Origin of the sequence: Providencia sp., from assembly GCF_003533305.1 — a bacterium.
In the GTDB taxonomy this organism is placed as follows: Bacteria; Pseudomonadota; Gammaproteobacteria; order Enterobacterales; family Enterobacteriaceae; genus Providencia.
Genome location: NZ_DOEH01000016.1, coordinates 72,239 through 94,712 on the forward strand (window position 1 = coordinate 72,239; position 22,474 = coordinate 94,712).

The 22,474-nt window shown below is 40.2% G+C and carries 24 protein-coding genes; 15 read left to right on the top strand and 9 right to left on the bottom strand.

Translation table 11 applies throughout. From position 1 onward, the window contains the following. Positions 1–3: 3 nt before the first annotated feature. Positions 4–552: a 3-deoxy-manno-octulosonate-8-phosphatase KdsC gene (gene kdsC, locus DD649_RS09320; RefSeq protein ID WP_294106512.1), complete on the bottom strand. Its 549-nt coding sequence runs from the start codon at positions 550–552 to the stop codon at positions 4–6. A 307-nt stretch (positions 553–859) separates the two neighbouring features. Then, complete coding sequence (kdsD, locus tag DD649_RS09325) at positions 860–1,828, bottom strand: arabinose-5-phosphate isomerase KdsD (protein ID WP_294106515.1); 969 nt, start codon at positions 1,826–1,828, stop codon at positions 860–862. Between the two features lie 547 nt (positions 1,829–2,375). Here kdsD and mlaF point away from each other — a divergent pair. The 7 genes from mlaF (at position 2,376) to murA (ending at position 7,134) form a co-directional block, all read left to right on the top strand. Further along, a complete protein-coding gene (mlaF, locus tag DD649_RS09330; RefSeq protein ID WP_294106518.1) occupies positions 2,376–3,179 on the top strand; it encodes a phospholipid ABC transporter ATP-binding protein MlaF in 804 nt (267 codons plus the stop codon). Positions 3,180–3,185: 6 nt separating this feature from the next. Continuing rightward, positions 3,186–3,968 carry a lipid asymmetry maintenance ABC transporter permease subunit MlaE gene (gene mlaE / locus DD649_RS09335; RefSeq protein WP_294106520.1) on the top strand — a complete coding sequence of 261 codons (783 nt, stop codon included), beginning with the start codon at positions 3,186–3,188 and terminating at the stop codon, positions 3,966–3,968. 3 nt (positions 3,969–3,971) lie between these two features. After that, the gene (gene mlaD, locus DD649_RS09340) at positions 3,972–4,469 is read left to right on the top strand and encodes an outer membrane lipid asymmetry maintenance protein MlaD (protein ID WP_336430234.1); all 498 of its coding nucleotides are present in this window, start codon (positions 3,972–3,974) and stop codon (positions 4,467–4,469) included. 35 nt (positions 4,470–4,504) lie between these two features. Next, positions 4,505–5,134 (top strand): phospholipid-binding protein MlaC, encoded by a 630-nt coding sequence (gene mlaC, locus DD649_RS09345; RefSeq protein WP_294106524.1) that lies wholly within the window; start codon positions 4,505–4,507, stop codon positions 5,132–5,134. A 1-nt stretch (position 5,135) separates the two neighbouring features. After that, a complete protein-coding gene (gene mlaB, locus DD649_RS09350) occupies positions 5,136–5,426 on the top strand; it encodes a lipid asymmetry maintenance protein MlaB (RefSeq protein WP_294106526.1) in 291 nt (96 codons plus the stop codon). 138 nt (positions 5,427–5,564) lie between these two features. Continuing rightward, positions 5,565–5,819 carry a BolA/IbaG family iron-sulfur metabolism protein gene (gene ibaG, locus DD649_RS09355; protein ID WP_336430241.1) on the top strand — a complete coding sequence of 85 codons (255 nt, stop codon included), beginning with the start codon at positions 5,565–5,567 and terminating at the stop codon, positions 5,817–5,819. Between the two features lie 52 nt (positions 5,820–5,871). Then, positions 5,872–7,134: a UDP-N-acetylglucosamine 1-carboxyvinyltransferase gene (gene murA, locus DD649_RS09360; protein ID WP_294106533.1), complete on the top strand. Its 1,263-nt coding sequence runs from the start codon at positions 5,872–5,874 to the stop codon at positions 7,132–7,134. A 132-nt stretch (positions 7,135–7,266) separates the two neighbouring features. Here the strand turns inward: murA and degS are convergent, their stop codons facing one another. The 3 genes from degS to zapG all read right to left on the bottom strand — a co-directional run bounded on the left by degS (position 7,267) and on the right by zapG (position 10,678). Then, the gene (gene degS / locus DD649_RS09365; RefSeq protein ID WP_294106535.1) at positions 7,267–8,331 is read right to left on the bottom strand and encodes an outer membrane-stress sensor serine endopeptidase DegS; all 1,065 of its coding nucleotides are present in this window, start codon (positions 8,329–8,331) and stop codon (positions 7,267–7,269) included. A 164-nt stretch (positions 8,332–8,495) separates the two neighbouring features. Beyond that, on the bottom strand, positions 8,496–9,890 hold the full coding sequence (locus DD649_RS09370; protein ID WP_294106955.1) for a Do family serine endopeptidase: 1,395 nt from the start codon (positions 9,888–9,890) through the stop codon (positions 8,496–8,498). Positions 9,891–10,273: 383 nt separating this feature from the next. Beyond that, a complete protein-coding gene (gene zapG, locus DD649_RS09375; protein WP_294106538.1) occupies positions 10,274–10,678 on the bottom strand; it encodes a Z-ring associated protein ZapG in 405 nt (134 codons plus the stop codon). 400 nt (positions 10,679–11,078) lie between these two features. On the opposite strand from zapG, the gene zapE reads away from it, so the two are divergent. From zapE to sspB, 5 genes are all read left to right on the top strand, one after another. Continuing rightward, positions 11,079–12,212 (top strand): cell division protein ZapE, encoded by a 1,134-nt coding sequence (gene zapE, locus DD649_RS09380; protein WP_294106542.1) that lies wholly within the window; start codon positions 11,079–11,081, stop codon positions 12,210–12,212. Positions 12,213–12,491: 279 nt separating this feature from the next. After that, a complete protein-coding gene (rplM, locus tag DD649_RS09385; protein WP_294106545.1) occupies positions 12,492–12,920 on the top strand; it encodes a 50S ribosomal protein L13 in 429 nt (142 codons plus the stop codon). 15 nt (positions 12,921–12,935) lie between these two features. Continuing rightward, positions 12,936–13,328 carry a 30S ribosomal protein S9 gene (gene rpsI, locus DD649_RS09390; RefSeq protein WP_294106548.1) on the top strand — a complete coding sequence of 131 codons (393 nt, stop codon included), beginning with the start codon at positions 12,936–12,938 and terminating at the stop codon, positions 13,326–13,328. Between the two features lie 585 nt (positions 13,329–13,913). Then, the gene (sspA, locus tag DD649_RS09395; protein WP_294106551.1) at positions 13,914–14,555 is read left to right on the top strand and encodes a stringent starvation protein SspA; all 642 of its coding nucleotides are present in this window, start codon (positions 13,914–13,916) and stop codon (positions 14,553–14,555) included. Positions 14,556–14,570: 15 nt separating this feature from the next. After that, positions 14,571–15,077: a ClpXP protease specificity-enhancing factor gene (gene sspB / locus DD649_RS09400; protein ID WP_294106556.1), complete on the top strand. Its 507-nt coding sequence runs from the start codon at positions 14,571–14,573 to the stop codon at positions 15,075–15,077. 125 nt (positions 15,078–15,202) lie between these two features. Here the strand turns inward: sspB and DD649_RS09405 are convergent, their stop codons facing one another. Beyond that, positions 15,203–16,609, bottom strand: coding sequence for an FAD-dependent oxidoreductase (locus DD649_RS09405; protein WP_294106559.1), 1,407 nt, complete (start codon positions 16,607–16,609; stop codon positions 15,203–15,205). A 199-nt stretch (positions 16,610–16,808) separates the two neighbouring features. Between DD649_RS09405 and arcB the strand changes: the two genes are divergently transcribed. The 3 genes from arcB to mtgA all read left to right on the top strand — a co-directional run bounded on the left by arcB (position 16,809) and on the right by mtgA (position 20,768). Further along, complete coding sequence (arcB, locus tag DD649_RS09410) at positions 16,809–19,154, top strand: aerobic respiration two-component sensor histidine kinase ArcB (RefSeq protein WP_294106562.1); 2,346 nt, start codon at positions 16,809–16,811, stop codon at positions 19,152–19,154. A gap of 233 nt (positions 19,155–19,387) precedes the next feature. Next, a complete protein-coding gene (gene elbB / locus DD649_RS09415; protein WP_336430258.1) occupies positions 19,388–20,038 on the top strand; it encodes an isoprenoid biosynthesis glyoxalase ElbB in 651 nt (216 codons plus the stop codon). 7 nt (positions 20,039–20,045) lie between these two features. Continuing rightward, positions 20,046–20,768, top strand: coding sequence for a monofunctional biosynthetic peptidoglycan transglycosylase (mtgA, locus tag DD649_RS09420; protein ID WP_336430260.1), 723 nt, complete (start codon positions 20,046–20,048; stop codon positions 20,766–20,768). A 63-nt stretch (positions 20,769–20,831) separates the two neighbouring features. Here the strand turns inward: mtgA and dolP are convergent, their stop codons facing one another. The 3 genes from dolP to DD649_RS09435 are packed head-to-tail and all read right to left on the bottom strand — an operon-like array spanning position 20,832 to position 22,426. Then, entirely contained in the window at positions 20,832–21,407 is a 576-nt protein-coding gene (gene dolP / locus DD649_RS09425; RefSeq protein WP_294106565.1) for a division/outer membrane stress-associated lipid-binding lipoprotein, read from the bottom strand. Between the two features lie 9 nt (positions 21,408–21,416). Further along, positions 21,417–22,007, bottom strand: coding sequence for a DnaA initiator-associating protein DiaA (gene diaA / locus DD649_RS09430; protein WP_294106568.1), 591 nt, complete (start codon positions 22,005–22,007; stop codon positions 21,417–21,419). Positions 22,008–22,045: 38 nt separating this feature from the next. Further along, on the bottom strand, positions 22,046–22,426 hold the full coding sequence (locus DD649_RS09435; RefSeq protein ID WP_294106957.1) for a YraN family protein: 381 nt from the start codon (positions 22,424–22,426) through the stop codon (positions 22,046–22,048). Positions 22,427–22,474 lie beyond the last annotated feature (48 nt).

The following is a 22,474-nucleotide window of genomic DNA, read 5'->3' on the forward strand; positions in this document are numbered from 1 at the left end:
TCTTTAAATCGATAAGCCTTTAGCTTCTTCCAATTTATTTTGTGAAAGAAGAATGAGGTCACATAGTTCTCGAACGGCCCCTTTACCACCACTAATTTGAGTGACATAGTCAGCTTTAGGCAGTAATAACGGATGAGCATCTGCTACAGCGACGGATAGACCGACTTTTGCCATTACAGGCCAATCAATCAAGTCATCACCAATATAGGCTGTTTCTTCTTGAGTTAATTGTAGTGTATCTAACAGTTCGTGATACGCCAAAAGCTTATCGCTCTGTCCTTGGTAAAGATATGTAATACCCAATGTTTTGGCTCTATCTTCAAGGAGTTTAGCTTGTCTACCAGTAATAATAGCAACTTCAATCCCAGAGGTTAGCAAACAGCGAATACCATAGCCATCGCGCACATTGAATGCCTTGAGCTCTTCACCGTTATTACCCATATAAATCAAGCCGTCAGACATTACGCCATCAACGTCACAAATAAGCAGTTTAATTTTTGCTGCTTTTTCTATCACTACGTTAGCGATAGGGCCGTAGCAGGTGTCTTTCATTATTCTTCCCTTTTAATACTCGTCATACTTTGCATTACAGCGTTGTTGGTTTCATTCAGCTACCCAAGTCGCATACTCGTGTATGCTCCTCGGGATATCTTCATTTTACCGCCTAGCTGTAACACAAATTATTTAGAGTATATGGCTAATTTTTGCATTACAGCGTTGTTGGCTGCACTCAGCTACCCAAGTCATATACTTTTGTATGCTCCTTGGGATATCTTTGCTTGCCGCCTAGCAGCTCTTAGTTATCATGAATAGAGCAATACAATAAATATTTATATTAGGCTTAATGTCATTATGCTAATTACACAACTCCAGCTTGGAGTAGGTCATGCATATGCAGTACACCGACCAATTTATTGTTTTCAGCAACCAATAAAGAGGTAACATGTTTGGATTGCATCAGATTTAGCGCTTCAACGGCTAGCATGCTGGGGGCGATTTTAATACCACCTGGGGTCATCAAGTCAGCAATTTTAGCATTATTTAGGTCAACGCCCATATCAAAGATACGGCGTAAATCTCCATCAGTAAAAATGCCTTCAATAATCATATTGTCATCGCAAATAACCGTCATACCTAATTTTTTACGCGTAATTTCAACGAGTGCTTCGCGTAGAGTTGCTGTTTTTGCAATGTAAGGTATATCTTCACCTGTGCTCATTAAATCACGAACGAGAAGTAAAAGTTTGCGTCCGAGTGCGCCACCTGGATGAGAAAGCGCGAAATCATCAGCCGTAAAACCACGAGCGGTGAGTAAGGCTATCGCTAAAGCATCACCCATGACGAGTGTCGCAGTGGTGCTTGTCGTTGGTGCCAATCCGAGTGGACAAGCCTCTTGTAACACCTTAATGCACAGGTGAACATCTGCATATTTACCCATATTACTTTCAGGGTTATTGGTCATGCAAATCAAGGGAACTTTAATACGTTTTAAGACTGGCAGTAAGGCCAGAATTTCACCAGACTCGCCGGAGTTAGATATCGCTAATACAATATCTTTATTTGTTATCATGCCGAGATCGCCATGGCTCGCCTCTCCCGGATGAACAAAAAATGACGGTGTTCCTGTACTGGCAAATGTTGCTGCAATTTTTCTACCTATGTGTCCCGATTTCCCCATTCCCATAACAACAACTTTTCCTTGGCAGGCAAATATTTGCTGACAAGCACGGTCAAAATCATTATTGATATATTGTTCGAGGTTGTTAAGGCCTTCGCGTTCGATATGGAGAACATCTTTACCTACTTGCTGAAAATCGAAGTTTGACATTTCTAGTTCCATGGGTAGCTTTTTAATTAATCGGATGAGCAAAATAGGATTGTATAACGAATACTTAGTATCAGTAAGTATTTTGTCTGCTAAGCTATCTTTAATGATATTTTCGAGCTTAAACGTTATTTTATTGTGAGTTAAAGAGGCTGTTAATCAGATAAATGTTATTTTATTAGCACCTAGAACCAAAAATCCTTTGATAAATTCGCGTATTCTCAATAAATAACCAAATAAGTGACAATAAACGCTATCTGTTGTTTTTACTTATAAATATAAGTTGATAATGAAGGTGTTTAACGGTTCTTTATCTCTTTCATTTATATAAAATACGGTTGTAATATTAAAAAGTATATTCCAAACGTTATAATACGGTACGAGAAATCAAGATAATATATAAAACCTAGTTAAAACGACTAGGATATAAACGAACATCAACTATAAGTTAAATTTAGGCGTGATATTAGACGATTTTCGGTTTGTTTTTCTGTAAGATTCAAACTTACGAAAGATAAAATTAAACGCGATACGACGAGTTATCAGATAAATGCAAGCACAAACAGACAACTTAATTGAAGTACGAGATATGTCGTTTACTCGTGGTAATAGGCAAATATTTGAAAATATTAACCTATCAGTACCGCGTGGTAAAATTACGGCAATCATGGGGCCATCAGGAATTGGCAAAACCACATTGCTGCGTCTTATAGGTGGCCAGCTGCGTCCAAGCAAGGGCGAGATATGGTTTGATGGCGATAACATTCCTGCGCTATCACGCTCGAAGCTTTATCAGTCACGTAAAAAAATGAGCATGCTTTTTCAATCAGGCGCACTTTTTACGGATATGGATGTATTTAATAATGTCGCTTTTCCATTGCGTGAGCATACTGATTTACCGGAATCATTGATTCACACAACCGTAATGATGAAATTAGAAGCTGTGGGTTTACGTGGCGCAGCAAAACTGATGCCTTCTGAATTATCAGGTGGGATGGCGCGTCGTGCGGCTCTCGCGAGAGCAATCGCACTCGACCCTGATTTGATCATGTTCGATGAGCCATTTGTTGGGCAAGACCCAATTACGATGGGCGTTTTAGTTAAGCTTATCGATGAATTAAACCAAGCTTTAGGTGTGACCTGTGTTGTTGTTTCTCATGATGTTCCTGAGGTACTGAGTATTGCTGATGAGGCCTATATTGTGGCTCAGCAACACGTTATTGCGAAGGGGACGGGAGATGAGTTACGTAATAACCAAGATCCTCGTGTGAGGCAATTCTTGGATGGTATCGCAGATGGTCCTGTTCCATTCCGTTTTCCCGCCAATGATTATCTGGCTGATTTATTAGGGTAAAATAAAATGATAATAAAGGCGATTGCTGCCTTCGGACATCGATGGATTGATATTTTTTCAGCTTTTGGCCGAGCTGGCTATATGTTATTCCGTTCACTGTTTGGTAAGCCTGAGATTAAAAAACAGTGGCCGTTGTTGATGAAGCAACTTTATGCTGTCGGTGTACAATCCTTGTTGATTATTGCTGTTTCTGGATTGTTTATTGGTATGGTTTTAGGTCTACAAGGATACTTGGTACTCACAACATTTAGTGCAGAAGCGAGCCTTGGCATGATGGTCGCGTTATCGCTATTACGTGAACTGGGCCCTGTGGTGACTGCTTTGCTGTTTGCAGGGCGAGCGGGTTCAGCGCTGACTGCTGAAATTGGTTTGATGAAAGCAACTGAACAGATTTCCAGCCTTGAAATGATGGCAGTTGATCCCCTAAGACGTGTTATTGCACCAAGGTTTTGGGCAGGCTTTATTAGCATGCCATTGTTATCACTAATATTTGTGGCTGTAGGTATTTTAGGCGGTGCAATAGTTGGTGTGGATTGGAAAGGCATTGATGAGGGTTATTTTTGGGCGTCAATGCAGTCTTCTATTGATTGGCGATTGGATTTAGTCAACTGTGTTATCAAAAGCTTAGTTTTCGCCTTTACGGTAACTTGGATAGCACTATTTAATGGTTATGATGCGGTGCCGACCTCTGAGGGGATTAGCCAAGCAACCACAAGAACGGTTGTTCATGCATCATTATCGGTTCTAGGATTAGATTTCATACTTACAGCTCTGATGTTCGGGAACTAAGTCATGCAAAGTAAAAAAAGTGAAATATGGGTAGGTTGTTTTATGTTGCTGGCGATAGCCGCAATTATCTTTTTATGTTTAAAAGTCGCTGATCTGAAATCGATTGGTAGCCAACCGACTTATCAAGTATCAGCTTCTTTTGAAAATATTGGTGGGCTAAAAGAAGGGTCTCCTGTGAAAGTTGGGGGTGTCGTCGTTGGTCGAGTTTCGAGTATTGTGTTAAATAAAGACAACTATGTGCCTGATGTCAAAATTGATTTGTTACGTGAGTACGACAATATTCCTGATTCGAGCTCACTTTCGATTAGAACATCAGGCTTATTGGGCGAACAATATATTGCGATGAATATTGGCCCTTCAGGCGAAGAATTAGGTATTGCCACCTTAAAAGATGGCGGTCGTCTAGAAGATACTAAACCTGCAATGGTGTTAGAAGATTTAATCGGACAGTTTTTGTATAAAAGTGGCGATAGCCAAGGCTCAGAACCTGCATCACATTGATTTGATGTTCCCTATGGACACTAAAGGAATGAATTATGTTTAAACGTTTAATGATGGTTGCAATGTTGGTTATTGCGCCTTTTGCAATGGCAATTGATCAAACGAACCCTTATAAATTAATGGATGAAGCTGCCGATAAAACTTTTACTCGCTTAAAAGTAGAGCAAGCTAAAATTAAGCAAGATCCTGACTATTTAAGGACGATTGTTCGTGAAGAGTTACTGCCTTATGTGCAAATAAAATATGCGGGCGCTTTAGTGTTAGGGACGTACTATAAAGGCGCTACGCCTGCACAGCGAGATGCTTATTTCAATGCTTTTGAAAATTATCTAGAGCAAGGATATGGTCAAGCACTTGCCATGTACCATGGTCAAACTTATGAGATTGCGCCAGAACAGCCACTTGGTGATAAAAATATCGTTGCTATTCGTGTGACGATCACCGATAACAATGGTCGCCCACCTGTTCGTCTTGATTTCCAATGGCGTAAAAATAGTAAAACCGGTTACTGGCAAGCATATGACATGATTGCTGAAGGCATCAGTATGATCACGACCAAACAAAATGAGTGGGGTGATATCCTTCGTAAGCAAGGTATTGATGGCTTGACCAAACAGCTAGAAATTAGCGCTAAAACACCGATTACTTTAGAAGAGAGCAAGTAGTATGAGTCAGCGATTAGCATGGGAGCAAACTGAGACAACTTTGTTTTTATCGGGGACACTCGATAGAGATTCATTACTCTCGTTTTGGGATAAAAGGCAACCATTGCTAAATAGCATTGAAAAAATTGATGTTTCTGGCTTAGTGCATGTGGATTCCACTGGACTTGCGATGCTCGTTCGCCTTAAAGGTGAAATTGTCGAGAAATCACAAAGTGTAAATATTATTGGCGTTAGCGATAACTTAAATACATTGATTGAACTTTACGGTGTCAAAGCTTTGCTTTTAAATTAAGTCAATTTATGTAAAAAATAGCGCCTCTGCGTATATTTATGCGTCAGAGGCGTTTTCTTTGGTTTAAGAGTTCAGCGGGATGCTTTAGGATAGATGTCTATATAACCCTGTCACGAATAATCATAAAATTGAGTCATTATGGAAATCAACGAAATTAAGCAAGTACTGATGGATAAGTTATCTTTAGATGATGCTATCGTCACTGGCGATGGTAGCCATTTTCAGGTTATTGCCATTGGTGCTATGTTCGACGGCATGAGCCGTGTTAAACAACAGCAAGCTGTCTATGCACCCTTGATGGAATATATTGCAGATAATCGCATTCATGCGCTTTCAATCAAAGCTTATACGCCAGCTCAATGGGAACGTGATCGCAAGTTAAATGGTTTTTGATCTTAAAAATCAAGCGAACAGTATATAAAATTCGACACACGAGAATACTTGAATGGATAAGTTTTTAGTTAAAGGGCCAACTCGGCTTGAAGGTGAGGTGACCATATCTGGCGCAAAAAATGCGGCATTACCAATCCTGTTCGCTGCGCTACTGGCAGAAGAACCTGTAGAAATACAGAATGTTCCTCATCTTAGAGACATCGATACAACGATTAAATTACTTAATCAGCTAGGCACTAAAGTTGAGCGTAATGGCTCCGTGTATGTTGATGCACGTAACGTAACAAATACTTGTGCGCCTTATGATCTAGTGAAAACCATGCGTGCTTCGATTTGGGCATTAGCGCCATTGGTTGCACGTTTTGGTCACGGTGAAGTTTCTTTACCGGGGGGCTGTGCTATCGGTGCGCGTCCTGTTGATCTACATATCTCAGGCTTAGAGCAGCTTGGTGCTAACATCGTACTTGAAGATGGTTATGTTAAAGCAACGGTTAATGGGCGTTTAAAAGGCGCTTGTATTGTGATGGACAAAGTGAGCGTAGGTGCTACTGTAACTATCATGACAGCAGCAACGCTTGCTGAAGGTACTACGACGATTGAGAACGCGGCTCGCGAACCTGAAATTGAAGACACTGCTAATTTCTTAAATACGCTAGGTGCAAAAATTACAGGTGCGGGCACAGATCGTATCGTGATTGAAGGTGTTGAGCGTTTAGGCGGCGGTACTTACCGTGTATTGCCTGATCGTATTGAAACAGGCACGTTCTTAATTGCTGCAGCAGTATCAAAAGGAAAAGTAATTTGTCGTAATGCTTGCCCTGATACCTTAGACGCTGTTTTGGCTAAATTGCGAGAGGCCGGCGCTAAGATAGAAACAGGTGAAGATTGGATTAGTTTAGATATGGAAGGTAAACGCCCTAAAGCTGTTACTTTACGTACTGCGCCACATCCAGGTTTTCCGACAGACATGCAAGCGCAATTTAGCTTGTTGAATTTAGTTGCTGAAGGTGCAGGTATGATAACGGAAACTATTTTTGAAAACCGTTTCATGCATATTCCTGAACTTATCCGCATGGGTGCTCACGCTGAAATTGAAAGTAATACTGTGCTTTGCCATGGTGTTGAAAAGCTGACAAGTGCGCAAGTGATGGCGACAGACTTACGCGCATCTGCAAGTCTAGTGATTGCGGGTTGTATTGCTGAAGGCACAACAACAGTAGATCGTATTTATCATATTGATCGTGGATATGAACATATTGAAGATAAACTGCGTGGTTTAGGTGCAGATATTCAACGTGTGCATTCCGAAGACTAATTGAATCTGTATCGCGAACTGAGTTGTATTATTTTGTTGTGATATAACACGATATGATAATGTGGTCGCACAGTAAGAATAGATAAAAAGGTTGTTCAATCAGTAAGTTAAACAACCTTTTTTAATTGAATATTAACCCGCTTGTCCGTCAGGGATCTCTTCAATAACGACATCAATATTTTTGATGTCCCCTTCACGTAACACTTGAACTGATACTTTGCTGCCTGGGCGTATTTCGGCAACAAGATCCATTGTTTCAGCGGCAGAGATAGCTGGTTTTCCATCTACAGAAAGAATAATGTCGCCTTGGACAATACCAGATTTGTCGGCAGGGCCATTCGGTGAGACTTGGAAAACACGTAAGCCTTGTATTTGACTGATATTGTTATTATTAGACCTGATTTGAGGTAATTCACGAGCTGTGATACCAATATAGCCACGAATAACGCGACCATCACGGATAAGTTTTTCCATAATTTTAGTGGCGAGTGCGGTAGGGATAGCAAAGCTTAAACCCTCCGAGTTTACGCCTTGCCCTGCTGTAAACGATAGCGTGTTAATGCCGACTAATTCACCTTCTGTATTAATTAATGCGCCACCTGAATTTCCTGAGTTAATTGAAGCATCTGTTTGTAGAAAATTTTGTCTGCGAGTGGAGCTAAGGCCAACACGGCCAGTCGCACTAATGATCCCTTGAGTCACTGTCTGGCCAATATTATAAGGATTACCAATAGCGAGAACGACATCACCTACATGGGTAATTCGTTGGGTATTAATTGGGATAACAGGCAGATTTTCAGCTTCAATTTTCAGAACAGCAAGATCTGTCAAGGTATCTGACCCAACAAGAAGTGCATCAAAAATAGCGCCATCTTGTAGAGCCACTAAGATTTGGTCTGGATTATCCACCACGTGTTTATTGGTGATGATATAGCCGTTGGGGCCCATAATGACTCCAGAACCGAGAGATTTGAGTTCGCGGCCTGATTGGGAAAAACTGCCTTTAGAGCTACTGTAGACGTAGACAACAGCAGGGGCAGCACGGCGCACGGCTTTATTATAACTGATAGGTTCACTATTGGTCTTACCATAAAGTAAGTCTTCTAGGCCTTGAGGGCGCAATGAAGGTACCGCAACGATGATAATCAAGGCGGCGAGTAGTCCTAGCATGGCTGACAATAATAGTTTTTTAACCATATCAGTTTTTAATCATATGTGTTTGCTAAACATATTCGTCTTTTACTTTAGAATATCGAATATTAAGCTATTTTAGGTAAGTGTCTTGAGCATAACATAAAAAAACAGGTACAGCAGAGAGATACTGTACCTGTTTTATTGGTTTCAGAACGATTTTTGACGAATTAGTTTCTCATCAACAAATATAAGGTTTCACCATCACGTAAAACTTTCATGGCAAGTACCGGCGGTTTTGCGTCGATGATCTTGCGAAATTGGTCGATAGTTTCAACGCGTGAATCATTCACACCAAAAATTAAATCGCCTTTGACTAAGCCAATTGCAGCTGCGGGGGATTTCGGCGCAACGCTATCAACTTGAACACCTTTGGTGTTACTGACGGTAGCATTCGAAATTGTCGCCCCAAGTAGTGATTCACTTAGTTTTTCTGCTTTGGTCGTTTCACCTTCGTCGTTAACTAAAACCACTTTAACATCCATTGGCTTACCTGAACGGATTAGGCCAAGTGTGATTTCTTTACCGACTTCGCTAGTCCCAATTTTAGCTCTTAATTCAGCGAAACTATTGATTCGTTTGCCATCAACAGAAACTAAAACGTCACCCGATTTAATACCTGCTTTTGCCGCTGAAGATTTTGGCAATACTTCACTTACAAATGCACCGCGTTGAGCATCAATGTTAAAGGCTTTTGCGATATCAGAGGTCATTTCAGCCCCTTTAATACCGAGAATGCCGCGTTTAACTTCTCCGTGCTTAATTAATTGTTCACTCAGGTTTTTAGCCATGTTACTTGGAATGGCGAAACCAATACCGATATTGCCGCCACCTGGGGCTAAAATAGCAGTATTAATACCAATTAATTCACCATTTAAGTTAACCAATGCACCGCCTGAGTTACCACGGTTGATTGATGCATCTGTTTGAATAAAGTTTTCAAGGCCTTCCAGATTTAATCCGCTACGACCTAAAGCAGAAATAATTCCTGATGTTGCTGTTTGGCCTAATCCAAATGGATTACCTACAGCGACAGCAAAATCACCAACACGCAGTTTGTCTGAATCCGCCATGCTGACTGCGGTTAGATTTTTAATATCTTTTGCATTTGAAATTTTCAGTAATGCGATATCTGTTTGTGAATCTTTACCGATAAGTTTTACATCAATTTCACGCCCATCGTTGAGCTGAATTTGAATTTTATCTGCACCATCAATAACGTGATTGTTGGTTAAAATGTAACCTTGTTGTGCATCAATAATAACCCCAGAACCGAGACCTTCAAATGGGCGAACGCTTTGTTGTTGCTGTGGTGCATTCGGGCCAAAGAAGAATTTAAGTTCTTCAGGAATTTGTTGATTCTGTACACGAGTACCAGAAACATGAATATTGACGACAGCAGGCAGTACTTTTTCAAGCATAGGTGCCAAACTTGGCATATTTTGGCTTTGTGCAGTTGCGGGTAATGTCGCAGGTAATGCCGCGCTACTGATCGCAGGGATCGTTGACAGGCTTAGCCCTAGGCTCATTGCAACAGCAGTAAGAAAGAAATTTTTTCTTTTCATCATTCCGTAGATTCTCTCAAGAATAGAATATTAATAAATAGTGTATGCAACTAAGTTATTGCCACTAGGAGCCGAGACATTGGCTGGTATCATATTTAATTTTACTGATGACTATGACCACAGATTATGCGCAAAAGTTCCCTGAACAGATAGGCTCTATCCATTCTTTTACATCTATTTACATGTTATTTAAGTGAAACTTTAACTTCTATACAGTATTGAAATAAATCAAAATATTTAAGACGAAAGGATATTTTGTTCAATGTTGTTTATTGATGAATTTATAGAATAAGGCTCGGGTGATTGGGTTGAATTGAGGTGTTTTTATCAAAATTACCAGTAAGCGTTGGTTTAACAACCTTACTGGTGATTTGAAATGGATATTATTTTTCTTTTTCTTCTACTGGACGAAATAAACCCGATGCGCCCTCAGAATAATCCCTTGGTGGCATTTTAACAGGAGCTTGATCATTATCCGCTTCCGATTCCGTTAAACGGTAATTAAATGGGTTATCTTGTGCCGGCATATCAGGCATTAGTTCAGAAGAGCTTTGCGCCATATGCTTATACAGCTGGCGGTAATCCCGTGCCATATTATCGAGTAACTCTGCGCTGCGAGCAAAATGGCCGACGAGTTCTTTACGGTATTCTTCTAGTTCAGTGCTTTTCTTGTCTAACTCAGCTTGCGCTGTTTTTTGTTGACGAAGTTTTGGATTGCCATAACGAACAACCAATGCGCCGATAATAAAACCAACAACTAATCCTATTAGTGCATACTCCCAAGTCATGCTAACTCCTTAATTTACTTCAATGTTCGCAGATATTAAGTTTAGCTACCCTAATGATACCTTAACACTATATCTTGAAATTATACCTTAAAACTATACCTCAGATAAATCAAAGTTGCATGTAGGCTTCAAGTAAAGCTATCTCATTGAGTATCATATATAAAGTATGTGACTTAGAGCACAAATTAATGTCATCAATGTAACGGATGCTATACAACTTAATAGAGGGCAGGAATACATCAGTTAATAATGAAAGAGTGGAATGTTAAGGTAAATTTCCTTACTCTATATTTATTCGTTAACCGCAAGTTAAATGATAACTGACCCTGTTTATAGTAAGGTCAGTGTATATCATATAACGGTAAAAAAGCCGAAAAAATTTTTAAGGATTATTCCGTTAATGTCCTCGATGTCTCCTACAATTCGTTATCAACAGGCTCTGGCGGATGGGAATTACCAGCCGGATGAAGTACAAAAGCAAGCTGTAGAGCGCTTAGATAAAATCTATCAGCAACTAATTAATCGATCGCCGCAGTGCACACATAATGATAAACCGTTAAATATCAAACAACGTTTTGGACGTTTACTCGGTAAAAATCAAGCTAAAACCTGTGATCCTGTACAAGGCCTATATATGTGGGGTGGGGTGGGGCGTGGTAAGACCTGGCTGATGGATATGTTTTATGAAAGCTTGCCTGGTGATAGGAAATTACGTTTGCATTTTCATCGATTTATGAAGAAAGTGCAGGAAGATTTAATGGCGCTACAAGGCCAAGAGAATCCATTAGATATTATTGCTGATGAATTTAAAAAACAGACAGATATTCTGTGTTTTGATGAGTTTTTTGTTTCAGATATTACCGATGCGATGATTTTGGGTACTCTTCTTGAAGGGCTATTTGCGCGAGGGATTTCTTTGGTCGCGACTTCAAATATCATCCCTGATGACCTGTATCGTAATGGTCTTCAGCGCGCGCGTTTTTTACCTGCAATTGAACAAATTAAACAATATTGTGATGTTATGAATGTGGATGCTGGTATTGATTATCGTCTGCGTACATTAACTCAAGCTCACCTGTTCTTATCACCAATAAATAATGAAACTCGCCAGCATCTTAATGAGGTATTCGTTAAGTTAGCAGGGAAATTGGGTAAACCGAATCCAATACTCGAAGTGAATCATCGTAAAATGCAGGCAATTAATGCGACTGAAGGCGTACTGGCTATCAGCTTCAAAACTTTGTGCGAAGAACCTCGCAGTCCAAATGATTACATCTACCTGTCGAATTGTTATCACACGGTACTTTTATATGATGTTCCGATTATGGGCACAAGTGAAGAGAACTCATCTCGCCGATTTATTGCATTAATTGATGAGTTTTATGAGCGTAAGGTTAAATTAATTATCAATGCTCAAGCGCCAATGGAATCGCTTTATCAAGGTCAACTATTAGCGTTTGAATATCAGCGTTGTCTTTCTCGTTTACAAGAAATGCAAAGTGAGGAATACCTAAAAATACCTCACCTCGCCTAGCTTTAGGCCGGAAATACAGGCAGTTAAAATTGAAATAACATGAATTATTGTTTTAAACGTAAAATAAAATGCATTTGGGGTCGATTTTTGTCGCTGAGTTCTCTATAATCTTGCGACCCCACGTTACAGCATTGTTTTTTATTTCCCAAAAAATAATGCATTAATGCCAGCTAGGCTGCTCGAAGGGGTAGGTTTGCTGGACAAGCGTCGCGTGAACCTCGGAAAGCTTATGAACATGAGTGTTCACCAACATGTAACTTTAATATTGGGTAAGTTTTAATGAAAACTTTTACAGCTAAACCAGAGACCGTAAAACGTGACTGGTACGTTGTTGATGCAGATGGCAAAACTTTAGGCCGTCTTGCAACAGAAATTGCTAGCCGTTTACGCGGTAAGCATAAAGCGGAATACACGCCGCACGTAGATACTGGTGATTACATCATCGTTCTGAATGCGGAAAAAGTTGCTGTTACCGGCAATAAACGCGAAGATAAAATCTACTATCGCCATACAGGCCATGTAGGTGGACTTAAGCAAGCGACTTTCGAAGAAATGATTGCTCGCAGTCCTGAGCGTGTGATTGAAATCGCGGTTAAAGGCATGTTGCCAAAAGGGCCTCTGGGTCGTGCAATGTACCGTAAACTGAAAGTTTACGCAGGTAATGAGCACAACCACGCGGCACAACAACCGCAAGTTCTTGACATTTAATCGGGATTATAAGCAATGGCTGAAAATCAATACTACGGCACTGGTCGCCGCAAAAGCTCATCTGCTCGTGTCTTTATTAAGCCGGGTAGCGGTAACATCACAATCAATCAACGTACTCTAGAACAATACTTTGGTCGCGAAACTGCGCGCATGGTAGTTCGTCAGCCGTTAGAATTGGTTGAAATGTTAGAAAAATTTGACCTATACATCACTGTTAAAGGTGGTGGTATTTCTGGTCAAGCAGGCGCAATCCGTCACGGTATTACTCGTGCACTGATGTCTTATGATGAGACTCTTCGTTCTGATCTGCGTAAAGCTGGTTTTGTTACTCGTGATGCGCGTTCTGTTGAACGTAAGAAAGTGGGTCTGCGTAAAGCACGTCGTCGTCCACAGTTCTCTAAACGTTAATTTATTGCCCATTGGGCATGAAATTGATGATAAAGCCCGCCTTTTTGGCGGGTTTTTTATTTATATCAAGTAAATACATATCTAGTATAAGTAGTAATGAATTGAGCTAATTGATTGTTGATAGCGAGTTTAAATCATCTCACCTATGAATTTTTGATGAATATAAAAGATAATTATTTTAAATTCTGAGCGTACTTATTTATTTTAAAATTTAAAATAATTTTCTCAGTGTGATTTTAACGTTTTATTTATAAAAATAAACAATATCCATGGAGTTAACTTCAGGGTTTTTGTGCTTATTTTTTGTTTGTTTTTGGTTTTATCTGTCGATATTGCTAATTGTATTCTTCATTATTAAAATTAAGTTATGCTTTTTCCACTATTGTCCCCCTAAGTTGTTCAAAATCTGTTAGAATATGTGCCTGTTTTTTTATTTCATTATTTCTCGCTTTATTATTGCGAGAGGGTTGCGCTGACTTTTGTTATGGATAATTGAAAGTATAGTGCAGGGGATTTTAAAATGGGTAATGGGTAATTAAATAATTTAATTACTGTTTCGTCCATTTTTGTAATTTGGAGGTTTTAATGGCTGTTGCTCCTAATAAACGTTCGGTAATGACATTATTCTCAAGCCCAACCGATATCTTTTGTCATCAAGTCCGTATTGTACTGGCTGAGAAAGGTGTTAGCGTTGAAGTTGAAAATGTCGAACCAGGTCATCTGCCTCAAGATCTTATCGATTTGAACCCGTACCAGAGCGTTCCGACACTTGTTGACCGCGATCTCACTCTGTATGACCCACTCATTATCATGGAATACCTTGATGAGCGTTTTCCTCATCCACCATTAATGCCAGTTTACCCTGTTGCGCGTGGTACTAGCCGTCAGCTAATGAACCGCATTGAAAATGACTGGTATTCATTGATGTATAAAATTGAGAAGGGTAACGCGCAGGAAGCTGCTAGTGCTCGTAATCAATTAGCTGAAGAACTGCTTGCAGTTTCTCCTGTATTTGCTGAAAAAGCATTCTTTATGAGTGATGAGTTTAGTTTAGTCGATTGCTATTTAGCACCGTTGCTGTGGCGTTTACCTGTATTAGGCATTCAAATCGACCCTAAACCAAGCAATAAGCATCTACAGGTGTATATGCAAAAGGTATTCGCACGTGATGCATTCTTAGCTTCCTTGACTGAATTAGAGCGTGAAATGCGCCCTATGACCCGATAAGTGAGATAAGACACAATGACTGAGATGACACCAATGACACCACGTCGCCCTTATCTGTTACGTGCGCACTATCAGTGGTTGCTCGATAACGATATGACTCCGCATTTGGTGGTTGATGTCACCGTACCTGATATTAACGTTCCGATGGAATTTGCCCGTGATGGACAAATTGTATTAAACGTTGCTCCTCGTGCAGTGGGTAACTTTGAAATTACCAACGAAAATGTCAGTTTTAATGCGCGCTTTGGGGGAATTCCACGCCAGGTTTATGTACCAATGGCGGCCATAATGGCTGTTTATGCACGTGAAAATGGCGCGGGTATGATGTTTGAACCTGAAGCGGCTTACGAAACTGAATTATCATCTGTATCTGAAATATTTGAAGATGAATTGACAGATAAAATTTCTTTGGTTCATGACACTGAAATGACAAATGAAGCACAAGAAAATGAACACGTTTCACCTGATGATGAGCCACCACGTCCGCCAAAAGGTCGTCCTGCACTTCGAGTTGTTAAATAACGTTTTATTAAATAACACGTTGTTAATAAAGCTTAAATAGGTAGCGAGTCACATTGTGTACTTGATAAAAACAGAGGTATCTTGCCTCTGTTTTTTTATTTTCAGCAATAAGATACAAATGGCAGTTAAATCCCTAAAAAAAGTAAAATCCCTTCTGCGGCATTTCGTCCATCAGCAATTGCAGTGACTACTAAATCTGATCCTCGAATTGCATCGCCCCCTGCAAATATCTTTTGATGTGTTGTTTGATAAGGAAAGGTTGTGTTACGACTGGCGATAATGTGTCCCTGAGTATCAAATTGTACTATTTGATTTTTTAGCCAAGGCATAGGGTGGGGCATAAAGCCAAAAGCCATAATAATCGCATCAGCTGCAATGAAAAAATCTGAATTATCAATAACATTGATTATATGTTGGTCATTGATATTATCACTCAGTTGAGTGTGAACTACATTAATACCACTGACTTGCGCGTGTTGGTCGATTTCAATATGCGTCACTTGCGAATTAAAATAAAATTGTACGCCTTCTTCTTGTGCATTAGCGACTTCTTGAGGGGAACCTGGTAGGCTATTTTTATCACGGCGATAAATGCAAGAAACGTGCTGGGCGCCTTGACGAATAGCGCTACGAGCACAATCCATTGCCGTATCACCACCACCTAAGACAACAACTCGCTTGCCTTGTAAATTAATATAGGGCGCTTGAGGTGTTTCGTTGTACCCCATTAATTGGCGTGTGTTTGCCATTAAAAAAGGCAGTGCGTCATGTACGCCCTGAGCGTCCTCATTGGGGATTTGTCCGCAAATGGCTTGATAAACTCCAGTCCCTATAAATATGGCGTCATAGTCATGAACAAGTTTATCAAAACAAATATCTTTGCCGACTTCAGTATTTAAACAAAACTCAATCCCCATTTCGGTGAAAATTTCCCGTCTGTGAATCATAACGTGTTTTTCGAGTTTAAATTCAGGGATACCAAACGTGAGTAATCCGCCAATTTCGGGATGGCTATCAAATACAGTTGTATTGACGCCATTACGGGTAAGTACATCAGCACAAGCAAGACCTGCGGGACCAGCTCCAACAATAGCGACACGTTTATTAGTTCGTTTTATATGCGAAACGTCAGGCCGCCAGCCGAGTTCAAACGCGGTATCATTGATATAGCGTTCGATATGACCAATTGTTACGGCGCCAAAATCATCATTGAGCACACACGCTGCTTCACATAACCTATCTTGCGGGCAAACTCGGCCGCATACTTCAGGTAAGCTATTCGTATGATGAGAAAGTTCCGCAGCTTCAATTATACGACCTTCAGCCGCTAGTTTTAGCCAACTAGGTATAGGATTATGAAGTGGACACTTCCATTCACAGTAAGGGCTGCCACAAGAAAGACAGCGTTTTGCCTGTGCTTGTACCTCAATAGCGTTGATCGGCTCATAAATTTCGATAAATTCTATTTTTCGAATATTAAGTGCTTTTTTCGGAGGATCAACACGTTGTAGGTTGAACGGTGGTAGCTTCATTCTATTCCTTACTGTGCTTGCATACTCTTATATTATCGGTAAGTCGTACGAACAAAAGCCTATTGTCATTTATCAAGGTTAAAAAATAAAGATTGAATGAGCCGGATCGATATTTCGTATTAATAAACATCCGAAAATGTCTGGTTTGATATATGATTTAAATAGAATTTAACTCAGTAGTGGTTATAAAGGGGTGGTTATGAAAGTACTTCGAGGTCTTGCGCAGTATTATGTTGACCTGATGATGAAGCTCGGCCTGGTTCGATTTTCTTTGTTACTTGCATCGGCATTAGTTGTACTTGCCATGATCATGCAAATGGCAGTCACTATCGTACTGCGGGGGCAGGTTGATAGTCTTGATATGGTCGGATCTATTTTCTTTGGGCTGATAATCACGCCATTAGCAGTCTATTTTTTGTCCATTGTGGTTGAGCAGCTCGAAGAATCACGCCAACGTTTATCGCGTATGGTTGATAAATTGGAAGTCATGAGAATACGTGATGCTGAACTAAATATACAACTGCAAGGAAATATCGAACAACTCAATTTAGAGATTGAAGAGCGAGAAAAAGTAGAAAAAGCGCATCTAGAATTACTTGAACAATTAAAACAAGAAATGACGTACCGTGAGCAAACAAAGATTGAGCTCGAACAGCAATCGGTTTTACTTCGTTCATTTCTTGATGCTTCCCCTGACCTTGTTTACTACCGTAATGAGAATAATGAATTTTCTGGCTGTAATCGTGCCATGGAACTTCTCACGGGCAAGAGCGAAAAACATCTCGTGGGGTTAACACCTTTAGATATTTATGACGCTGAAATTGCCTCTAAAGTAATGGAAACCGACGAAAAAGTATTCCGTCATAATGTGTCATTAACTTATGAGCAATGGCTTGTCTATCCAGATGGACGTAAAGCGTGCTTTGAATTACGTAAAGTCCCTTTTTATGACCGTGTAGGAAAACGACATGGGTTAATGGGCTTTGGTCGCGATATAACCGAGCGTAAGCGTTATCAGGAAGCATTAGAGAATGCGAGCAGGGATAAGACTACCTTTATTTCAACGATCAGCCACGAGCTTCGTACGCCGCTTAATGGCATTGTAGGATTAAGTCGGATTTTATTGGATACAGAACTCAGTGCAGAGCAATCGAGTTATTTAAAAACTATTCATGTCAGTGCTATTACGTTAGGTAATATTTTTAATGACGTGATTGAAATGGATAAAATTGAGCGCCGTAAAGTTCAGCTCGATAATCAGCCTATCACATTGTCTGAGTTTGTTACTGATTTAGAAAATCTAAGTGGGTTATTGGTTCAGCCTAAAGGGCTTAAATTTGTCATGGATGTGGCTCCCGCGTTACCTAAAAAAATCCTGACAGATGGCACAAGGCTACGCCAAGTATTATGGAACCTCATTGGTAATGCGGTCAAATTTACTCAGCAGGGTGAAGTTAAACTGAGTATCTGGCGTGAAGCGGACGATAAACTATTTTTCAGGGTGCAAGATAGCGGTATTGGTATTCCTCAAGATGAGCTAGATAAAATCTTTGCCATGTATTACCAAGTGAAAGACTCGGCAGGCGGTAGATCCGCAACTGGAACAGGGATTGGGCTTTCCGTATCGCGTCGGTTAGCACAAAATATGGGCGGAGATATTCTAGTTGAAAGTCAGGTAGGACAAGGTTCTACATTCACATTGTCAATAATTGCCCCCGTGGTTGAAGAAGATATTGTGGAACAACTCGACAGTGACGATGATTACCCATTACCCGCGTTGCATATTTTATTAGTCGAGGATATCGAGCTTAATGTGGTTGTAGCCTGTTCTGTACTTGAGAAGCTAGGTAATACCGTTGATGTCGCGATGAACGGTAAGGATGCGTTAGCGATGTTCTCACCGGGAGAATACGACCTACTGTTACTTGATATTCAATTACCGGACATGACTGGTTTAGATATTTCACGCAAACTTAAACAGCAATATCACAAAGACGATTTACCGCCACTTATTGCACTGACTGCCAATGTGTTGAAAGATAAAAAAGAATATTTTGATGCTGGCATGGATGGGGTTCTTAGTAAGCCATTATCAGTACCTGCATTAACTCAGATTATTGAGCAATTCTGGGGTGAAAATACAACTCAAGATGAAAACGAGCCCGACAATGTTATGAGCGCTGATATTCATGATGCCATCTTAGATTGCGATATGCTTGAGCAATATCTTGATCTTGTTGGGCCTAAATTAATTTATGACGGATTGGACGTGTTTGAAAAAATGCTGCCGGGGTATTTGGCTATTCTTGATTCGAATATGATTGCGAAAGACCAAAAAGGTATTGTTGAGGAAGGACATAAAATAAAAGGCGCGGCAGGGTCTATTGGTCTCAAGAATTTACAGAAAATAGCGCAGCAAATACAATCACCTGATTTACCAGCATGGTGGGATAACGTACAAGAGTGGATTGATGAATTAAAGCAGGATTGGCGATCAGATATAGAAACTTTGAGAAACTGGGTTGATGGACGTACAAAAAAATAACCCCAACCGAAGTTGGGGTGCGCGAATTTCTGCGCCAACACCAGGGAAATCGTTGATCTGCTTGTGGTTTTCATTCTTAGCAAATCATTAAATCATTTTCGTCGCTTAACAGAATAACATCAAGATACCAAAATTTTGCGAATCTGTTACAAGTATCATTAAAATCTGTGATGAAGATTGATGTTTGCTCGCTTAAGCGGCTAAGAGATAATTTACTACAAATGGAGGAAGATATGAAATCAATTGCGGTTATTTTAAGTGGATGCGGTGTTTTTGATGGAAGTGAGATCCATGAAACTGTGTTAACAATGCTTGCTTTGAGTAAAAGTAATGTAGAAATTCATTTTTTCGCGCCTGATGAAGCTCAATCAACTGTTATTAATCATATTAGTGGTGAGTTAAAAACAGAAAAACGTAATCAAATGGAAGAATCAGCACGTATTACACGTGGGAAAATAGCGGCTTTGTCTTCTGCGGATGCCTCTAAGCTAGATGCCCTTATTATTCCTGGTGGTTTTGGTGTCGCAAAAAACTTATGTGATTTCGCTGTGGAAGGAAGTGAATGTGAAATTAATAAAGATCTATTAAGTTTAGTACAACAAATGCATCAACAGAAAAAACCGCTAGGGCTGATGTGTATTGCTCCTGTGATGCTTCCTAGAATGTTAAATACATCAGTTGAACTAACAATTGGTAATGACAGTGAAACGATTGCTCAGATAATTAAAATGGGCGGGAAGCACATTGAATGTACCGTTGATAACATTGTGGTTGATGAAGCTAACAAAGTTGTTACAACGCCTGCCTATATGCTTGCACAATCAATTGCAGAGGCTAATACAGGGATTAGTAAACTCGTTGAGAAAGTATTGGAAATGGCGTGATGATTAAATGGTGATTATTGTTTCTCGATTGTGGTACTGGTTAAAGAAAGTCACAGTCTCATTACTTATCATCTGGCTTGGCACTGTTATTGCTTTTAAATATGTGCCAGTGCCATTTTCTGCTGTGATGGTTGAGCGGCAAGTATCTGCATGGCTAAACTTTAATTTTTCTTATGTTTCTCATTCTGATTGGGTTGATGAAAGTCACATTTCACCTTACCTTTATTTAGCTGTAATTGCCGCCGAAGATCAAAATTTCCCTCATCATTGGGGTTTTGATTTAAATGCGATTGAGCGCGCGTATGAGCACAATAAGAGCAAAAAACAAACAGTTAGAGGGGCGTCAACTATCTCACAACAGACGGTTAAAAACCTATGGTTATGGGATGGGAGAAGCTGGATAAGGAAAGGCTTTGAAACAGCAATGACGCCGGTAATGGAGCTTATGTGGTCTAAAACAAGAATATTAACGGTTTATCTTAATATTGTTGAGTTTGGTGATGGAGTTTTTGGGGTGGAAGAGGCTTCAAAAAAATTCTTTAAAAAGCCGGCTAGTAAGCTCACAATGGATGAAGCTGCACTATTAGCGGCAGTTCTACCAAATCCACACAGATATAGCGTAAAATCGCCATCTTCATATGTTTTAAAGCGGCAGGCATGGATACTTAACCAGATGCACTTATTAGGCGGTAAGAATTATCTTAAAAACAATCAAATCCGACCAGATTGAAATAAAAGCCATGATTTTTAGCTCATGGCTTTTATTTTTATACCGATATATTATCGTTTATGATTAATTGAGATAAGTAAAAGCGGTTGTGACTCGACGAACACCATCAGTTTCACTGGCTATTTTTGCAGCAGCATCGGCTTCTTGTCTTGTTAAAACACCTAATAAGAAAACTTCACCATTTTCAGTAATCACTTTTACGCTACCGGATTTAACACCATCACTCGCGAGAATTTTAGATTTTACTTTGGTGGTCAACCAAGTGTCTTTTGACGCGGTACCTAAATCGACCGGCGAGCCACTACGTACTTCGTTGTAAACTGAGGTTGTTCCCTCAACATTTGAGGCGATTTGTTTTGCGCGCTCAGCCCAAGCCATATCAGGACTTTGACCTGTGAGTAGAACATTACCTTTATAGGCAGTTGCAATAATACGCGCCTTACCCGTGATATCTTTATCTTTATTGAGTTGGCCACTAATACGCGCTTCTAAGGTGCCATCATCAACCTGTTGGCCAACACTGCGAGGGTCTGTGGCACTTTTAGTCGCAACAGCAGCAGAGCCTACAACCGCTGCACCAATACAGCCTTGTAAAAGAACAGTACTGAAAACTATGGCAAAAATAGGTATTAATCGCATTTTGTCTCCTTAATCATCCTGATGAGGGAAAAGAGTATTGTCTATCAGATCGCTAAGACAATTTACAGTAAGAAGATGAACTTCTTGAATTCGAACACTACGTTGTGAAGGTATCCGGATCTCAACATCTTGTGGACCTAATAATCCGGCGAGCTCTCCGCCGTCATAGCCGGTAAGTGCCACAATGGTCATATCACGAGTAACGGCAGCTTCAACAGCTTTAATTATATCAGCACTATTACCATGTGTTGAAATTGCCATTAAAACATCACCATGCTGTCCTAACGCTCTTACTTGCTTCGCGTAAACTTCAGCGGGTTGCTTGCTACCTGAAATGGCAGTGAGTAACGCGTTATCTGTGTTAAGTGCTAGTGCAGGGAGGCTTGGGCGTTCAGTTTCAAATCGGTGTATCATGCTAGTAGCAAAACGTTGTGCCGTTGCGGCTGATGCGCCATTACCACAACACAAAATTTTGTTGCCATTAAGTAACGATTGAACCATCATCATTGCTGCTCGAGAAATCGCGTCAGGCAGCGCTTCAGCAGCTGCTATCTGAGTTTGAATACTCTCAGTAAAACAAACTTTTATTCTATCTAGCACTTCTTATTTCCTATGAGATAAACTAGGATTTACAAACCCTAACTATGGTTACTATCGTTAAAGGCATTTTGTATCCATTCAAATTGGTTGCCCGTAATTGCACAGATATCAAAACGACATGCGCTAGTCTCGAAACTTTCTTGTCTTTGGGCGAGCCAATACTTTGTTGCAGCTAATAATTTTCTGCGTTTATGCCAGTTTACTGATAAAAGCGCGTCACCGTAATCACAATTTTTGCGATAACGAACTTCGACGAAGATCCAGCCTGTTTCATTTCGCATGATAAGGTCGATTTCGCCAGCACGATTTCGGGCATTACGTTCGACAAAGGTTAACCCCTGCTGCTTTAGGAAGGCGAGAACTCGATTTTCATAGTATCTGCCAGTTAACCATGATAATGACTTTTTGATAGTTTGCATGACATCCTTGTCTGAAAAAATGGCAATCATCCAGATTGCTTGCATTAT

Coding starts and splice junctions, on each gene's coding strand:
- arcB (WP_294106562.1), top strand. CDS start 16,809: ATGAAAGTACTTCGAGGTCTTGCGCAGTATTATGTTGACCTGATGATG.
- mlaC (WP_294106524.1), top strand. CDS start 4,505: ATGTTTAAACGTTTAATGATGGTTGCAATGTTGGTTATTGCGCCTTTT.
- sspB (WP_294106556.1), top strand. CDS start 14,571: ATGACTGAGATGACACCAATGACACCACGTCGCCCTTATCTGTTACGT.
- mlaE (WP_294106520.1), top strand. CDS start 3,186: ATGATAATAAAGGCGATTGCTGCCTTCGGACATCGATGGATTGATATT.
- zapG (WP_294106538.1), bottom strand. CDS start 10,678: ATGACTTGGGAGTATGCACTAATAGGATTAGTTGTTGGTTTTATTATC.
- rpsI (WP_294106548.1), top strand. CDS start 12,936: ATGGCTGAAAATCAATACTACGGCACTGGTCGCCGCAAAAGCTCATCT.
- DD649_RS09405 (WP_294106559.1), bottom strand. CDS start 16,609: ATGAAGCTACCACCGTTCAACCTACAACGTGTTGATCCTCCGAAAAAA.
- rplM (WP_294106545.1), top strand. CDS start 12,492: ATGAAAACTTTTACAGCTAAACCAGAGACCGTAAAACGTGACTGGTAC.
- zapE (WP_294106542.1), top strand. CDS start 11,079: ATGTCCTCGATGTCTCCTACAATTCGTTATCAACAGGCTCTGGCGGAT.
- murA (WP_294106533.1), top strand. CDS start 5,872: ATGGATAAGTTTTTAGTTAAAGGGCCAACTCGGCTTGAAGGTGAGGTG.
- DD649_RS09370 (WP_294106955.1), bottom strand. CDS start 9,890: ATGAAAAGAAAAAATTTCTTTCTTACTGCTGTTGCAATGAGCCTAGGG.
- degS (WP_294106535.1), bottom strand. CDS start 8,331: ATGGTTAAAAAACTATTATTGTCAGCCATGCTAGGACTACTCGCCGCC.
- mlaB (WP_294106526.1), top strand. CDS start 5,136: ATGAGTCAGCGATTAGCATGGGAGCAAACTGAGACAACTTTGTTTTTA.
- ibaG (WP_336430241.1), top strand. CDS start 5,565: ATGGAAATCAACGAAATTAAGCAAGTACTGATGGATAAGTTATCTTTA.
- mlaD (WP_336430234.1), top strand. CDS start 3,972: ATGCAAAGTAAAAAAAGTGAAATATGGGTAGGTTGTTTTATGTTGCTG.
- mlaF (WP_294106518.1), top strand. CDS start 2,376: ATGCAAGCACAAACAGACAACTTAATTGAAGTACGAGATATGTCGTTT.
- elbB (WP_336430258.1), top strand. CDS start 19,388: ATGAAATCAATTGCGGTTATTTTAAGTGGATGCGGTGTTTTTGATGGA.
- sspA (WP_294106551.1), top strand. CDS start 13,914: ATGGCTGTTGCTCCTAATAAACGTTCGGTAATGACATTATTCTCAAGC.
- dolP (WP_294106565.1), bottom strand. CDS start 21,407: ATGCGATTAATACCTATTTTTGCCATAGTTTTCAGTACTGTTCTTTTA.
- kdsD (WP_294106515.1), bottom strand. CDS start 1,828: ATGTCAAACTTCGATTTTCAGCAAGTAGGTAAAGATGTTCTCCATATC.
- DD649_RS09435 (WP_294106957.1), bottom strand. CDS start 22,426: ATGCAAACTATCAAAAAGTCATTATCATGGTTAACTGGCAGATACTAT.
- kdsC (WP_294106512.1), bottom strand. CDS start 552: ATGAAAGACACCTGCTACGGCCCTATCGCTAACGTAGTGATAGAAAAA.
- mtgA (WP_336430260.1), top strand. CDS start 20,046: ATGGTGATTATTGTTTCTCGATTGTGGTACTGGTTAAAGAAAGTCACA.